At 73.8% G+C, this 13,859-nt stretch carries 14 protein-coding genes and 1 pseudogene; 5 read left to right on the forward strand and 10 right to left on the reverse strand.

The window, feature by feature from the left end; translation table 11 throughout:
- Positions 1 to 67: 67 nt before the first annotated feature.
- The 4 genes and pseudogenes from AAHZ94_RS05475 to AAHZ94_RS05490 all read right to left on the reverse strand — a co-directional run bounded on the left by AAHZ94_RS05475 (position 68) and on the right by AAHZ94_RS05490 (position 4,182).
- Positions 68 to 940, reverse strand: a complete 873-nt coding sequence (locus AAHZ94_RS05475) for a DUF8017 domain-containing protein (RefSeq protein ID WP_349990987.1) — start codon at positions 938 to 940, stop codon at positions 68 to 70.
- Positions 941 to 1,181: 241 nt separating this feature from the next.
- Positions 1,182 to 2,066, reverse strand: a complete 885-nt coding sequence (locus tag AAHZ94_RS36345) for a PaaX family transcriptional regulator (protein ID WP_502964580.1) — start codon at positions 2,064 to 2,066, stop codon at positions 1,182 to 1,184.
- A gap of 180 nt (positions 2,067 to 2,246) precedes the next feature.
- Positions 2,247 to 2,546: pseudogene (locus AAHZ94_RS05485) on the reverse strand (PaaX family transcriptional regulator C-terminal domain-containing protein); the annotation flags it as partial.
- A gap of 4 nt (positions 2,547 to 2,550) precedes the next feature.
- Positions 2,551 to 4,182 (reverse strand): AMP-binding protein, encoded by a 1,632-nt coding sequence (locus AAHZ94_RS05490; RefSeq protein WP_349990989.1) that lies wholly within the window; start codon positions 4,180 to 4,182, stop codon positions 2,551 to 2,553.
- Positions 4,183 to 4,299: 117 nt separating this feature from the next.
- On the opposite strand from AAHZ94_RS05490, the gene AAHZ94_RS05495 reads away from it, so the two are divergent.
- Both AAHZ94_RS05495 and AAHZ94_RS05500 read left to right on the forward strand, forming a co-directional pair.
- On the forward strand, positions 4,300 to 5,589 hold the full coding sequence (locus AAHZ94_RS05495; RefSeq protein WP_349990990.1) for an acyl-CoA dehydrogenase family protein: 1,290 nt from the start codon (positions 4,300 to 4,302) through the stop codon (positions 5,587 to 5,589).
- A gap of 233 nt (positions 5,590 to 5,822) precedes the next feature.
- On the forward strand, positions 5,823 to 6,215 hold the full coding sequence (locus tag AAHZ94_RS05500; RefSeq protein WP_349991000.1) for a RidA family protein: 393 nt from the start codon (positions 5,823 to 5,825) through the stop codon (positions 6,213 to 6,215).
- Positions 6,216 to 6,359: 144 nt separating this feature from the next.
- On the opposite strand, the gene AAHZ94_RS05505 is transcribed toward AAHZ94_RS05500, so the two are convergent.
- From AAHZ94_RS05505 to AAHZ94_RS05525, 5 genes are all read right to left on the reverse strand, one after another.
- The gene (locus AAHZ94_RS05505; protein ID WP_349990991.1) at positions 6,360 to 7,574 is read right to left on the reverse strand and encodes a glycosyltransferase; all 1,215 of its coding nucleotides are present in this window, start codon (positions 7,572 to 7,574) and stop codon (positions 6,360 to 6,362) included.
- 350 nt (positions 7,575 to 7,924) lie between these two features.
- The gene (locus AAHZ94_RS05510) at positions 7,925 to 8,488 is read right to left on the reverse strand and encodes a VanZ family protein (protein WP_349990993.1); all 564 of its coding nucleotides are present in this window, start codon (positions 8,486 to 8,488) and stop codon (positions 7,925 to 7,927) included.
- An 89-nt stretch (positions 8,489 to 8,577) separates the two neighbouring features.
- Entirely contained in the window at positions 8,578 to 8,973 is a 396-nt protein-coding gene (locus AAHZ94_RS05515) for a hypothetical protein (RefSeq protein WP_349990994.1), read from the reverse strand.
- Between the two features lie 277 nt (positions 8,974 to 9,250).
- Entirely contained in the window at positions 9,251 to 10,327 is a 1,077-nt protein-coding gene (locus AAHZ94_RS05520) for an alpha/beta fold hydrolase (RefSeq protein WP_349990995.1), read from the reverse strand.
- A gap of 225 nt (positions 10,328 to 10,552) precedes the next feature.
- Positions 10,553 to 10,747, reverse strand: a complete 195-nt coding sequence (locus tag AAHZ94_RS05525; protein ID WP_349990996.1) for a hypothetical protein — start codon at positions 10,745 to 10,747, stop codon at positions 10,553 to 10,555.
- Positions 10,748 to 11,022: 275 nt separating this feature from the next.
- On the opposite strand from AAHZ94_RS05525, the gene AAHZ94_RS05530 reads away from it, so the two are divergent.
- The 3 genes from AAHZ94_RS05530 to AAHZ94_RS05540 all read left to right on the forward strand — a co-directional run bounded on the left by AAHZ94_RS05530 (position 11,023) and on the right by AAHZ94_RS05540 (position 12,953).
- Entirely contained in the window at positions 11,023 to 11,526 is a 504-nt protein-coding gene (locus tag AAHZ94_RS05530) for a cupin domain-containing protein (protein ID WP_349990997.1), read from the forward strand.
- Between the two features lie 187 nt (positions 11,527 to 11,713).
- On the forward strand, positions 11,714 to 12,280 hold the full coding sequence (locus AAHZ94_RS05535; protein WP_349990998.1) for a TetR/AcrR family transcriptional regulator: 567 nt from the start codon (positions 11,714 to 11,716) through the stop codon (positions 12,278 to 12,280).
- 307 nt (positions 12,281 to 12,587) lie between these two features.
- Complete coding sequence (locus AAHZ94_RS05540; protein ID WP_349990999.1) at positions 12,588 to 12,953, forward strand: hypothetical protein; 366 nt, start codon at positions 12,588 to 12,590, stop codon at positions 12,951 to 12,953.
- A 148-nt stretch (positions 12,954 to 13,101) separates the two neighbouring features.
- Here AAHZ94_RS05540 and AAHZ94_RS05545 read toward each other — a convergent pair whose 3' ends face one another.
- Positions 13,102 to 13,689 carry a CGNR zinc finger domain-containing protein gene (locus AAHZ94_RS05545; RefSeq protein WP_349991002.1) on the reverse strand — a complete coding sequence of 196 codons (588 nt, stop codon included), beginning with the start codon at positions 13,687 to 13,689 and terminating at the stop codon, positions 13,102 to 13,104.
- Positions 13,690 to 13,859 lie beyond the last annotated feature (170 nt).

The following is a 13,859-nucleotide window of genomic DNA, read 5'->3' on the forward strand; positions in this document are numbered from 1 at the left end:
GCCGTGCCGGGGCAAGGGAGCGCGGGGGCCGGAACGGGCGGAGCGGGCTGCCGCTGGCGGCCGGTCCTCAGCCGTCCGTGGCGCGTACGGTCTCCATGATCTTCTGGATCTCGGGGGCGGTGAGGGCGTGGGGAACGCCCTGGTCGGCGTAGATCACCCAACCGTGCATGGTGCCGTCCGGCAGCTTCTGCGCGATGCTGTGCACGACGGCCGACGCCGGTACGCAGGCGCTCGGCCGGTGGGTGACGGTGACCTTGGCGGTCGCGGTGTACCCGGTGATCCCGCCCCGGTTCCACGGCTTGGCCTGGCCGACCTCGATCTTGGGCTTGTGGTCGGGGCCGCCGTACGCGGCGAAGCCCCAGTTGCCCGCCCAGTTACGGGCGTTCTCCTGCAACGAGCCCTCCGTGCCGCCGCCGGTGGTGCCGACGGTGGCGAGTTGGCCCTTGCCGGCCTCGCCGAGCGCCTTGGGGTTGGGGCTGGAGGCGCAGCCGCCCTCGCGGTAGTTGGCGGCACCGGTCATCACCACGATCGGCTCGCCGGCCTTGTCGGTGTAGGACAGGGCGGTGTCCTCGCCGATGACCCGCCACTTCTGCGCGGCGCCCGGCACGTCGTACCGGAAGTGGTGTTCGGCGCGGGCCTGTGTCTGCCATCCCGGTATCTGCGGCTGGTCGCCGGCCGGGGCCGCGGGCGAGGACGAAGACGGGGTGGTGGCGCCGGACGTGGCGGGTGCGGGCGAACCGGCCGCCGGCGGCGTGGACTGGGCGCCCCGCGCACCGTCGTCCGTACCCCCGTCGGCATCGTCGTTGCACCCGCTCAGTGCGAGGACCAGACCGAGGCCGGCCGCCGCGCACAGCACCCGGTTCCGGCGCGACCGGACCGGAGCGGCGAACTGGGGCTGGTGGGGCTGGTGGTGCCCTTGAGGGCTGTGTGACATAGGCATGATCAGTACCCTAAGCGGTGCGCACGGCCGGACCGTACGGGCGGCTGGGGCAGCACGGCCGAGGCCACCCGCGCCGATCCCGACCTCCCCCAGACCTGCTGGCCCCGCAGACTTGCTCGTATCGCAGGCCCCGGCCCGTACCGCAGGTCGCGGCCACCACACCGAGTGTGGTGCGGGCCCGGGTGTGGTGCGTGCCCAGGCGTGGGGCTGACGGACGGTCGGGCAGGGGGGACGGGGCAGGTCAGCCAGACTGGTTGCGTACGTAGGCCGCGCCCGCTTCCCGTAGCCGTTGGTGGAGTTCGGCGAAGACGCGGGCCGAGCGTTCGCCCGGCCAGTCGGCGGGCAGCAGCGCCGGCGGGAGCCCCGGGTCGGCGTAGGGGAGGGCGCGCCAGGAGTCGAGGGCCAACAGATAGTCGCGGTACGCGTCGGCCGGGGCCCCGCTGCCCTGCTGTGACCAGCGCTGCAACACCGGTTCGTGGGCGGCGAGGAACGCACGGTGCCGGGCGGCCAGCGCGTCCAGGTCCCACCAGCGGCGCACCGCTTCGGCCGTGGGCTCGAACCCGGTGTGCGCACCGCGGAAGAGGTCGACGTAACCGGCGAGGCCGAGCCGTTCCAGGGTGTGCCGGGTCTCCTCGTACAGCGTGGCCGGGGCGATCCACACGCCCGGCGCCGCCGTGCCGAAGCCCAGTCGGGCGAGTCGGGAGCGCAGCAAGTGACGCTTGTTGCGCTCCTGTTCGGGCACGGAGAAGACGGCCAACAGCCAGTCGCCGCCCCCCTCGGCCCGGGCCGCCCCACCGCCCCCACCGCCCCCGTCGGCCTCGTCGGCCCCGGTCCTCCCAACGCCCCCGTCGGCCTCGCCACCTCGATGAACCCCGTGGGCCACCTGACCCGCGTGGCTCTCGCGAACCCCCTGGCCTTCGTGGCCCCCATGGACTCCACGAGCCGCACCACTCGCACCGCCCGTACGGACCCCGCTACCCCCGCTACCCCCACGTCCCCCACTGGGCGCCACACCCGCAGCAGCCACCCCACCCGCTCCGAACTCCCCGGACTCCTCGCCCGTCCCGTAAGCGCCAGCCGGCCCGTTCGCCCCGCGGTGCTCGGCAGTCTCGCCCGCTGCGGTCACCCCGCCCGCCGTCGGCTGTTCGCCGGCTCCGGACCGTACGACCGGCGCAGCGGCCCCGGCCCCCGCAACGCGGACGGCCCCACCAGCCCCACCAGCCGGGGTGACCCCCGCTGCACCAGCCTCTCCAGTGGTCCCTGCAGCCCCCACCGCGCCGGCCCCGTGCACGGGCGACAAGTACACGTCCAGCCGCCCGTAGATGCGCCGGTCACCGTCGTCCAGCAACTGGACCGCGTCCGCGGACGGCGCGTAACCGGCGGCTCCCTCCGCGGTCTTGGCGGGGACCAACAGCCCGCGCCGCTTGAGGCGGGAGACTGCCGAACGCACCGACGGCGGGTCCACGCCCACCGTGCCCAGCAGCCGGATCAGTGTGGCCACCGGCACGGTGTCGGCCGCCGCGCCGTGGCCCGAGCCACGGCCGTAGGCGCCGTAGTACGTCACGATCAGGGAGCGCGGGGTGTGCTGGACGAGCGGATCGGTCACCCGGTCACTCTAGAGCGGCCTCGGCGCCGGCCCCGCGCAGCCGGTACCGCTGGAGCTTGCCGGTCGGCGTGCGCGGCAGCGCGGCCACGAAGTGGATCTCCCGCGGGCACTTGTACGGCGCGAGTTCCGCCTTGGTGAACGCGCGCAGCGCCGCCACCGTCTCCGGGCCGTCCGGCACGCCCGCGCGCAGCACCACATGGGCGACGACCACCGCGCCGCGCGCCGCGTCGGGCCGTCCGGTGACCGCGGCCTCCACCACGTCGGGATGGCGGGCGATGGCCTCTTCCACCTCGGGGCCCGCGATGTTGTACCCGGCGGAGATGATCATGTCGTCGCTACGGGCCACGAAGCGGAAGTAGCCGTCGGGTTCGCGGACATAGGTGTCGCCGGTGACGTTCCAGCCGTCGCGCACGTAGCTGCGCTGCCGTTCGTCGGCGAGGTAGCGGCAGCCGACGGGGCCGCGCACCGCGAGCAGCCCGGGTTCGCCGTCCGGCAGCGGGGTGCCGGCCGCGTCGACCACCCGCGCCTGGAAACCGGGCACCGGAACGCCCGTGGTGCCGGGGCGGATCGCCTCGTCGGCGGCGGAGAGGAAGATGTGCAGCAGTTCGGTGGCGCCGATGCCGTTGATCAGGCGCAGCCCGGTCGCCGCGTGCCAGGCGTGCCAGAGCGCGGACGGCAGGTTCTCGCCGGCCGAGACGCACCGCCGCAGCGAGGACACGTCGTACTCGCCCAGCCGGTCCAGCATCGCCCGGTACGCGGTGGGGGCGGTGAACAGCACCGACACCCGGTGCCGCGCGACGTCCGCGAGCAGCCGTTCGGGGCCGGCCCAGGGCACCAGCAGGGTGGATGCGCCCACCCGTAACGGGAAGATCACCAGGCCGCCGAGGCCGAAGGTGAAGCCCAGCGGTGGGCTGCCGGCGAACACGTCGTCCGCGCCCGGCCGCAGCACCTGCGCCGAGAACGTGTCCGCGATGGCCAGCACGTCGCGGTGGAAGTGCAGGCACCCCTTGGGCTGCCCGGTGGTGCCCGAGGTGAAGGCGATCAGCGCCACGTCATCGGCGGCGGTCGGCACCGGCTCGAACGCCGCCGGCCGGGCCGCGGCGAGACGCAGCAGGTCATCGGGGTCGCCCGAGCCGTACGCGGCGATCCGCAGCCCCGGTATCCGGGCCTGCGCCAGATGGTCGAGCGAGTCGGCCGAGCACACCGCGTGCCGCACCCGGGCCAGTGCGCAGATGGTGGCGAGCTCCTGGGACCGCTGGTTGGCCAGCACGGTCACCGCCACCGCGCCCGCCTTGAGCACCGCGAGCCAACAGGCGGCCAGCCACGGCGAGGTCGGGCCGCGCAGCAGCACCCGGTTGCCGGGCCGCACCCCCAGGTCGGCGGTGAGCGCCTGGGCGAGCTGGTCCACCCGGCCGCGCAACTCCCCGTACGTCCACACCACCCCGTCGGCGCCCCGGAGCGCGACCCGATCGGCCGCGCGCCGGTCGGCGGTCTCGGCGAGCAGTTCGACCGCGCAGTTGAGCCGGTCGGGGTAGGCGGGCGCGGGTGGGTCGCGCAGCAGTACGGGCCACTCGGCGGCGGGCGGCAGATGATCACGAGCGAAGGTGTCGACGTGCGCCGACGGCGTGAGCTCCATGGCGGATGCGCCCCCTCTGACCGATGGAGAAGTGCGGCAGTCCTGTCCCGATGATGCTCCGTCAGCGTAACGTGTTGGTGACGACAGTCAACATGCCGCGATAAAGGAGGGGTGTCGATGGCCGCCTTCGCCCTCGATCCGCACCAGCAGAAGTGGTGCGCGGAGTTGCGTACGATCGCCGCCGAGCGGCTGCGCCCGCTGGCCGAGCGCGGGCTGCCGGGCCGGGTGAACCGCCCGCTGGTGGCGGCGCTCGGCGAACTCGGCCTGTTGCGCCGGCTCTTCCCGGCCGCCGGCCCGGCCCAGGTCAGGGCGCTGGACCTGTGTCTGTTGCGGGAGTCGCTGGCGAGCGAGTGCACCGAGGCCGAGACGGCGCTCGCCCTCCAGGGCCTCGGCAGCTATCCGGTGGTCCAGTCCGGCACGCCCGAGCAGCAGGCCCGCTGGCTGCCCGAGGTGGTGGCCGGGCGCGCGGTGGCGGCGTACGCGCTGAGCGAGAGCGCGGCCGGGTCCGACGCCGCGGCGCTCACCCTCGCGGCGGAGCCGGTACGGGCCACGGCGGGGGCTCGCGCGGGGTTCGGCGCGGGGGCCGCCGCGAGGCCCACCGCGGGGGCGGCTGCGGGAGCGGCTGCGGAGTCGACCGCCGAGCCAGCCACGGGCTCGACCACGGGACCGATCGCGAGGTCAGGCAGGGGGCGTGCCGCCGGGTCCGTCGCGCACTGGCGGCTCACCGGTGAGAAGTGCTGGATCTCCAATGCGCCCGAGGCCGACTTCTACACCGTCTTCGCCCGGACGACCCCGGGCGCGGGCAGCCGCGGGATCACCGCCTTCCTGGTTCCGGCCGACCGCCCCGGGCTGGTCGGCGAGCCGTTGGAGATGCTCAGCCCGCACCCGATCGGCCGGCTGACCTTCGACGCGGTGCCAGTGAGCAGGGCCGACGTGCTGGGCGGGGTGGACGCCGGCTTCCCGGTCGCCATGCAGGCGCTCAACCTGTTGCGCCCCAGCGTCGGCGCCTTCGCCGTCGGCATGGCGCACCGGGCACTGGAACTCGCCCTGGCGCACGCCGGGGAGCGCACGGCCTTCGGCGGCCCGCTCCGTGACCTCCAGGCCGTCTCCCACCAACTCGCCGAGATGGCCACCCGCACCGAGGCCGCGCGGCTGCTGGTCTACGCGGCGGCAGCGGCGTACGACGCGGGTGAACCCGGCATCGCCCGCCGCTCGGCGATGGCCAAGCTGCTGGCCACCGAGACCGCTCAGTACGTCGTCGACGCCGCCGTCCAGATCCACGGCGCCCGCGCCCTCCAACACGGGCACCCCCTGGAGCACCTGTACCGCGAGGTGCGCGCACCACGCATCTACGAGGGCGCCACCGAGGTCCAACGCACCATCATCGCCAAGGAGTTGTACCGGTGACCAGTCCGCTGAACACCCCACAGCCCGGCCCCCGCGAGCCGTCGGCCCCGCAGGCCCAGCCGCCGAGCCCCGCACTCCAGGAGCCCGCCTCCCGGGAGCCCGTACCCCAGGAACCCGCCGTACCCCAGGGGCCCGCACCCCAAGGGCCCGTGCCCCGGGAGCCCGCACCGCGGAAGCCGACCCCGCAGGCACCCGCGCCCCAGGAGCCGGCCCCCACCCCCGCGGAGCCGCCCCTGCACCGGGTCAATCCCGCCGAACTCGCGCCGCCCACCGGCTTCTCGCACGCCGTCACCGTCACCGGTGGCCGGTTGGCCTTCCTGGCCGGGCAGACCGCGCTCGACCGGGCCGGGCGCCTGGTGCCGGGCCCGCTGCCGGAGCAGTTCGAGCGGGCCCTCGGCAACTTGCTGGTCGCCCTGGCGGAGGCCGGCGGCCGGCCGGAGCACCTGGCCCGGGTCACCGTCTACGCCACGGACGTCGCCGACTACCGCACCCACGCGGCCGAACTCGGCCGCATCTGGCGGAAGTTGGTCGGCCGCGCGTATCCGGCGATGGCCGTGGTCGGAGTGGTACGGCTCTGGGACGAGGAGGCCCGGGTCGAACTCGACGGGATCGCCGTCCTCCCCTGACCACGCGGGACCGGCGGCACCCGGACCCCGATCCCCGGACATCCCCCGACCGACCAGACCCGGACCCGGACCCGACCCACACGGGAACCCAGCCCCAGCCCAGACCCAACGCCCACCCCTACCCCCGCTAACCCCACACCGCCGCTACCCGCCGATGCTCGCCACGAGGCGGCGCGCGGCCACCGCCGCCCCGTCCGTACGGATCGTGCCGGCCACGGCCCGCGCCCGCGCCTCGCTGCCGGGGGTCAGGGCCGTGGTCAGCGCGGCCGTCAGGGAGGCGACGGTCGGCGTGCGCCCCTCGTGCGCCGCGCCGATGCCGAGTTCGGCGACCCGCCCGGCCCACTGCGGCTGGTCCGCGATCTGCGCCACCACGACCTGCGGCGTGCCGGCCCGGGCAGCCGTCGTCGTGGTGCCCGCGCCCCCGTGGTGCACGACGACGGCCACCCGACGGAACAGCGCCTGTTGGTTGACCTCGCCGACCACGAAGCAGTCCGCGCCGTCGTCGACGGGCGCCAGCCCGGCCCAGCCGCGAGCGAGCACCAGCCGCCGGCCGAGCCCGCGGACCGCCTCGATGGCCACCCGGGCGACGCCCTGTGGCGCGTGCGCGGCCATGCTGCCGAAGCCGACGTACACCGGGGGCTCGCCGGCGGCCAAGAACGCTTCCAGGTCGGCCGGGAGCGGCCGGTCGTCGGGCAGCAGCCACGCCCCGGTCTGCACCACGTCCAGGTCCGTCTTGCCCGCCGCCGGCCAGAGCGTCTGGTCGGCGGCCAGCCACGGCCGGTCGGTGAAGACGTGCCCGCGCACGTCGTCCACCGGCGCCAGCCCGAGCGCCGCCCGGTGCTCGTTGAGCGCCGGGCCGTACAGCGCGTTCACCCGCTCCGCGTCCTGCTTCCACAGCACCCGGACGTCCGTCTCGCCCTCCGGCGACGGGGTGCCGGGCCGCGCTCCGGGCCTGAAGTGTCGGGAGGGTAGCCCCAGGGTGTGGAAGCAGGCCAGCACGTACGGCAGCCCGAACCTCTCGGCCACGTCCCGCGCCCCGGCCGGCAGCAACCCGGTCGCCAGCACCGCGTCACAGCCGTCCGCCACCGCCCCCAGCACCTCGAACCGCGCCGCGACCAGCGCGGGAGCCAACCGGAACGCGTCCTCCCGGGTCGGCGGCTGCGCCCCGGCGACCACCGAACGCACGGTCGGGCCGAGCGGTACCGACTCCACCCCCACCCGCCCCAACAACGACGCGAACTCCTCGTCCGGCGGCACGCACACCAGCGCGTCCACCCCGAGTCCGCGCAACTCCACCGCGAGGCCCGCCAACGGTTCGACATCCCCGCGCGATCCCCACGACGTCAATAGCACCCGCACTTCGCGACTCTCCCTCACACCTGAACCGCGCCGGAATCCGCACCGGAATCCGGCTTTCGGCCGCCGATTGTGCGTTAGGGACCTGGTCTTGCGGCAAGCCCCCCAGTGCGCTATACGTTGAAAAGGGTAAGGAGAACGACTCCTTACCCTTTTCGCTGCCCACGGCTTTTGCCGTCCCCGGCCCCGGCCCCGGCTCAGCCCGGCCTTTGCCCGCCCCCCCGACCCATCTCGATCCGGCCCCATCTCCATCCGACCCCGGCTGGATCTCGGATCTCGGACCTTGAATCTCGGACCTCGAAGGGTCGCCCCCGACGGCCCGTACGGCTGACGTGCGATCAACGCCCGACGATTTACGCGCGATGCCTGCCCGACCCCGGCCGCATACGGTTCGCCTGTGTCGCGAGTTGGGCGGAAAACGCCCCGATGACGCCGCCCAACGTATTGAAAAGCAGATCGTCAACGTCCGCCGTACGGCCGGCCGCCAGTAGGAACTGGGCCGTCTCGATGGATGCGCTGAGAGCCAGACAGCAGCCGATGACGGCAATTCCGGAAAGGGCGGGGAAAGCGAGCGAGGAAAGGGCGGCCAGCGGAATGAACATGGCCGTGTTGGCGACCTGGAGGCGCAGCACGTTCTCGCGTTCTTCGGCGAAAGCGCCGGCGCCCTGGTAGCCGCTCGGTTCCCAGAGGCCCTCGCCCGGGACCCAGGCCACGTCATGACTCCCCGAGCCCGGCGCCTCCAGGGGCAGCACGGTCGCCACCAAGACCACCAGACCCCAGCCGACCAGCAGGAACCTGGCCACGGTCAGCAGCCGACGGGCATCGGCCCGGGAGCGCCACCACACGCCCAGCAGACACAGCCCGACGGTTGCCGTGAGGAATGCGGCGACGGTCAACGGGCTGATGTAGAGGATCACTTGCCACATACAGGAAACGTCCCGATCTGAACTGCGGCGCGCCGTACCCGGGTGCCACCCTCACGAGTGGCACCCGGCTCCGTAGGGAATTACGGGCAGCGCCATTTCGTGTAGTAGGTGTTCTTCCGGTACTCCATGACACCGCGAATGCATTCGTCCCGGTTGATCTCATGCCGTCTGCGGAGTTCGGCAACGCCGTGCCGGGTCTTCTTGTTGCCGAACCACAGGGGCCACGCCGTGATCCTGGAATCCTTGCGCTGCGATCCAAGACGTACGGTGATCTCGTTGCCCTGATGGCGTACGTATCTGACCCGCCAGGTGTACGTTCCGGTGCTGCCGATCTTGCCGCCCTTGACGCAGAGCGATCCCTTGGAAAGGTCGCCGCAACCCGCGGGCGTGGCACTCGCCGCGGGCGCGAGGGCCAGTGTGCTCCCGAGAATTCCGGATAGGGCTACGGCTGTTCCCAGGCTTCTTCGCGTAGGCACGTGCCCCCCAATGCGCATCCCAACGACCCCGGGCCGGGACCAGGCCGGCGGAGCGTGGCAGTGCCGTACGCCCGGGAGTCGCATCTGATATGGCGGCAATCAGAGTAGCAACTAGCAGAGTATGGGCGTATATCGCAAATAAGTCAGAGGTAAGCGACCATTCCTGCGTAACTCTGGACGATGCTGCGGGAATGCGACTTCACCTGACCGGCTTCGATCGCACTCCGATCGAAGCCGGCCACCCCATCGCCGCATCCACGGGGGAGCGGCGCGGTGGTCAGCGCCCGAGCGTGGCGGCTTCCCGTACGGCCGCGGCGAAGGCGTCCGGGCGTTCCTGGGGGAGGGTGTGGCCGGCCCGGTCGACCACGTGGTGGCGGCGGGGGCCGGTGAAGTGGGCCCGGGACGCGGAGCCGTCCGTCCACGGGGTCACCCCGTCCTCCCGGCCGTCGAGGGTGACGGCGGGGACGGTGATCGGGGGCTGCGCGGCGAGCCGACGCTCCAACTCCTCGTACGCGGCGGCGCCCGGCGCGGCGGCCAGCCGGTGCCGGTAGCTGTGCAGCACCACGTCGACGTAGTCCGGATTGGTCCACTGCTCGGCGGCCTCGTCGAGCTCGGCCTCGGTGAACCGCCACTGCGGCGAGGCGCGCCGCCAGATGACCCGGGCGAACTCCTTGGGGTCGGCGGCCAGCCCCTTCCGGCCGCGCTCGGTGAGGAAGTAGAAGAAGTACCAGTAGCCGCTCTCCAGCGCGGGCGCCAACGGCTCGTCAGCGGTGGCAAGTTGCTGGATCAGGTAGTTGTTCACCGAGACGAGACCGAGGCAGCGCTCGGGCCACAGCGCGGCGACGACATTGGCCGCCCGACCTCCCCAGTCGTAACCGGCCAGCAGGGCCCGGTCCACGTCGAGCGCGTCCAACAGGCCGATCAGATCGGCGCCGATCGCGGCCTGTTGCCCGGACCTCGGGGTGTCAGCGGCCAGAAACCGGGTCGGCCCGTGACCCCGCAGATAGGGGACGTAACAGCGGTATCCGTCGCGCGCCAGCCGCGGGGCGACCTCGGCGTACGAGCCGGCGGGGCTGTACGGCCAGCCGTGCAGCAGCACCACCGGGGTGCCGTCGGCGGGACCCGCCACGTGGTAGGCGACGTCCAGTACGTCCGTCCGCACCCGGTGCAGCGGGCCCAACCGGGGCGGCCTCGCGGTGGCCGCCGTCGCCTGCGGGGCGGCGGCGGGAGTGGCGAGCGGGGCCGGTGTGGCCGATGCGGCGCCGGCTAACGGCAGGGCGAGGCCGGCCGCCGGGAGCGCGAGCGCACCCGAGGCGATCGCCGCGGTCTGGGCGAAGTTCCGTCTGCTGATCATGGTGGTCCACCTTCGCGGTACGGCGTTGCGTCGTGCGGTGTCGGGTGCGTGCGCGTGTGTGCTGATGTCGAGGCGCGCCGGCTGGGGTTGTGTCGTACGGGGGCGTGCCGTACGGGAGTGTTTTCGGCCGGGACCTGCGGTGACGTGCCGCAGCCCGCAGCCCGGCGGTGCGCGATCCCACGGCGCGCCCCGCAGCCGGCCCCCGCGACCCCAGCGGCCCGCTGCCTACAAGCCCAAGTCCACGGCCAGGCAGGAGAAGCGGGTCCAGCTCCGCTCGGCCTGGTACGTGCTCGGGGCGCGGCCCTGCGGTGTGGCCTGCTCCGTGACCATGTCCTCGTACCGGATGCGCTCGGGCAACGTGCCGAACTTGGCCCTGCGGGCCGCGCCCGCGCCGTCCCCCGTGTCGTCGATGTGCGCCATCGTCCCCAGCTCCCTCCCGTCCTGCCCGGGCGCTGTACGCCCCGGGTTCGACCTCCAGGCTGCTCCGCATTGCGTCACCAGTCAAGCCGGTGACGCAATGTCGCCGGCGGGGGCGGGCGGTCGGACAGGCGGACGGGGCGCCGATAGGGCGAGTGGCGGCGTGAGTGGCGAACGGGATGAGAAATGGCCGAAGTTGGCCCTGTGGGGGAGGGGGTCGGGGTGCGTAGCGTACTCCCCAAGCAGAACGACCGTTCTTTCTCTCTGAGGAGTGACGCATGATCGACCGTCGTGCCCTGATGCGGTCCGGTGGCATCGCCGCGGCTGCCTTCGGCCTCTCCGTCGCCGCCCCGACGGCGCACGCCGCGGATGCGGGCCCCGGTGCCGCGCACGGCCACGGCTGTCCCGGCGGCCACGGCCAGAACCGGCCGCCGGGCGGCCCCATCGACCCGTGCGACCCGACCTCCGGCGTCACCCGGGTCGAGCTCCAGCGCAACCCGTCGCCGGCCAAGGGCTGGCTCACGGTGCAGACCCTGGTCGAGATCCCCCGCCACAAGGAGTCCGGCCGGCACAGCCACCCCGGCGTGGAGGTCGGGTACATCGTGCGCGGCGACGTCCTGATGGTCTTCGACGACGGGCCCGCCCAACGGCTGCGCACCGGCGACCCGTTCTTCATCCCGTCCGGCGCGATCCACAACGCCCGCAACGTCGGCACGGTGACGACGATGATGCTCTCCACGTACGTCATCGACGAGACCAAGCCGCTGGTGACGACCTACTGACCGGGCACCGCGCGGCGCCCGCTGGCGGCAGGTCGGGGCCGGTGCCCCACCCGCGCGCCGCCCGTGCCCCGCCGCCCCGCGGCCCGCCCCGTCGCCCGATCGACGGCCCACCCCGCTGCCCCGGCCCGCCAGCCGGTGCGGACGGGGGGCGGAGCCATGCGCCCGGGGCGTCCGTACGCTGGTGCCCATGACTTCGGGGACCAGCGGGGCCAGCCATCCGCGGCAGCGACTGCTCGACGCCGCGGGGGAGTTGTTCTACGCGAACGGCATCCACACCGTGGGCGTGGAACAGCTCGTTCGGCAGGCGGGGGTCACCCGAGCCACCTTCTACCGCCACTTCTCCAGCAAGAACGGCCTGATCATCGCCTATCTGGAGGAGCGTGACGCCCGGGTGCGGCGCGGTGTCGCGGCCATCCGCGAGGTGCATCAGGGGCGCACGGCGCTGCTGGAGATCGTCGACATGGTGGCCCGCACCATCCTGCTCCGCGAGTTCCGCGGCTGCGGGTTCCTCAACGCCGCCGCCGAGTTTGCCGACCCGCAGCACCCCGTACGCCGCTACGTGGACACGCACCGCCGGTGGTTCCGCAGCGTGCTGCGCGACGTGGTCCAGGAGACCGGGCACCCCGACCCCGAGCGGGTGGGGCGGGCCCTGATGGTGTTGCGCGACGGAGCGATGGCCGGTGGCTATCTCGATGACGAACAGGACGTCGTCCGCACCCTGCGCGAGGCCGCCGAGCAGGTGCTGGACGCCTGAACCGGGCCCGCGCGGGCGCGAACGGGCCGGCAGGACCCGGACTCGCCATCCGAACCAACGGAAACCACCCCACCGCGATGCGTCGCGCGCTGCGGTGTGTTGAACGGGCGCCCCGGGACGCCCTGGGACGCCCCGGGACGCCCTGGGACGCTCCGGGACGCCCTGGGACGTCAGATGTGGAAGCCACCTTCTGTGGCTTGAATCGCCCTACCACTTTCGTTGAAGATGCAAGCAAAGTGCTGTCGGGGCGGCGGAGTCGCCCCGTCCGGAGCGCTTCGCTCCGTCCTGACCGATCGAGAGGAACGACATGTCGACAGCGTTCAGCAGGTGCGCGGTGGCGGCGGGCGGCGCGCTCGCCAGTGGACTGCTCGTCCTGGGTGCCGCCGGCGCACCCGCCAGCGCCGGCCAGCTCCCCGGCGTCACCTTCTACACCGGTGCGCACGGCACCGGCACGGCGATCTCCGCCGACCTCGACACGGTCGGCGCCTGCCACGAACTGCCGGCCGGTGTCCACTCCTTCCGCTCCATCTCGGAGCGCGGCGTGGAGGTCTTCTTCAACTCCGACTGCCGCCCCGGCGCCCCGGGCACCACCGGTGACCTGCGGTACGTGGTGGGCACCCTGAACACCGGCGACTTCCCGTACACCGCCGTGAGCTACCGCGTCCTCGGCTGATCAGGTCGGCCGCCGCCGGGGCGACGTACGGCCGGTGCACGACTGACGCATGGCCGACCAGCGACGACCAGCGACGACCGGTGATCGGCCGGCGCTGGTCGGCCAGCCGGCTCGGCGACGGCCGGTCGCCGGGGCCGCGGGCGCTCCGTCAGCGGGCGCCCAACTCGGCAGGGACGTCGGCCACCGCATCGGGAGCCGCCCTCTTGCGCGCCCGGTAGGCGGCGGCCTTGATCTTGTTGCCGCAGGACTCCATGCCGCACCAGTGCCGCCGCATCCCGCGCGAGCGGTCCACGTAGACGCGGGTGCACTCGGGGTTGCCGCACTCCTTGAGCAGCGGCACGTCGGGGCCGCTCAGCAGCTCCACCGCCTGCCGGGCGACGGCGGCCAGCGCCTGTTCCGGGGTGGCGTCGGTGCGCCGCCCGGCCCGGGTGAGCTGCGGGGCTGCGGTGGGTGTGCGCGCGGCCTCGTTCAGCACCTCAAGGGCCGGATCGCCGAACGGCTCGCCGCGGCGGCGGGCGGTCACCAGCGCGTAGATCGCCTCCCGCACCCTCCGCGCGCGGTCGACGTCGGCCGGCCGGCTGCGGGTGACGGTGTCCACGATCCCGGACTCCACGTACCACGCGTCCAGCCGCTCCGGCGTCGCGAACATCTCGAAGCGCAGCGACCGCCGGGCGCGCAGCGTGGCGGCGAAGTCGAGGGCGGGCTGGCCGCAGACGAAGACGTGGTCGAGGTTCACGCCCCCCATCTTGCGGGGCGAGCGCCGGGGGGGGGCCCCGCCCCGCCCCCCCCCCCCGGCGGGCGGGGGGGGGCCCCCCGGGGGCGGGCCGGGGGCCCCCCCCCCCCCCCCCGCCGGGTTCCCCAACTTCCTCACCATCATCGGCCCCAACACGGGCCTCGGGAACAGCT

The organism is Streptomyces sp. HSW2009, assembly GCF_040240285.1.
In the GTDB taxonomy this organism is placed as follows: Bacteria; Actinomycetota; Actinomycetes; order Streptomycetales; family Streptomycetaceae; genus Streptomyces.

Excerpts from the sequence above, each read along its gene's own strand:
- AAHZ94_RS05475 (WP_349990987.1), bottom strand. The coding sequence starts at position 940 with ATGCCTATGTCACACAGCCCTCAAGGGCACCACCAGCCCCACCAGCCC.
- AAHZ94_RS05490 (WP_349990989.1), bottom strand. The coding sequence starts at position 4,182 with ATGGAGCTCACGCCGTCGGCGCACGTCGACACCTTCGCTCGTGATCAT.
- AAHZ94_RS05495 (WP_349990990.1), top strand. The coding sequence starts at position 4,300 with ATGGCCGCCTTCGCCCTCGATCCGCACCAGCAGAAGTGGTGCGCGGAG.
- AAHZ94_RS05520 (WP_349990995.1), bottom strand. The coding sequence starts at position 10,327 with ATGATCAGCAGACGGAACTTCGCCCAGACCGCGGCGATCGCCTCGGGT.
- AAHZ94_RS05525 (WP_349990996.1), bottom strand. The coding sequence starts at position 10,747 with ATGGCGCACATCGACGACACGGGGGACGGCGCGGGCGCGGCCCGCAGG.
- AAHZ94_RS05530 (WP_349990997.1), top strand. The coding sequence starts at position 11,023 with ATGATCGACCGTCGTGCCCTGATGCGGTCCGGTGGCATCGCCGCGGCT.
- AAHZ94_RS05535 (WP_349990998.1), top strand. The coding sequence starts at position 11,714 with ATGACTTCGGGGACCAGCGGGGCCAGCCATCCGCGGCAGCGACTGCTC.
- AAHZ94_RS05540 (WP_349990999.1), top strand. The coding sequence starts at position 12,588 with ATGTCGACAGCGTTCAGCAGGTGCGCGGTGGCGGCGGGCGGCGCGCTC.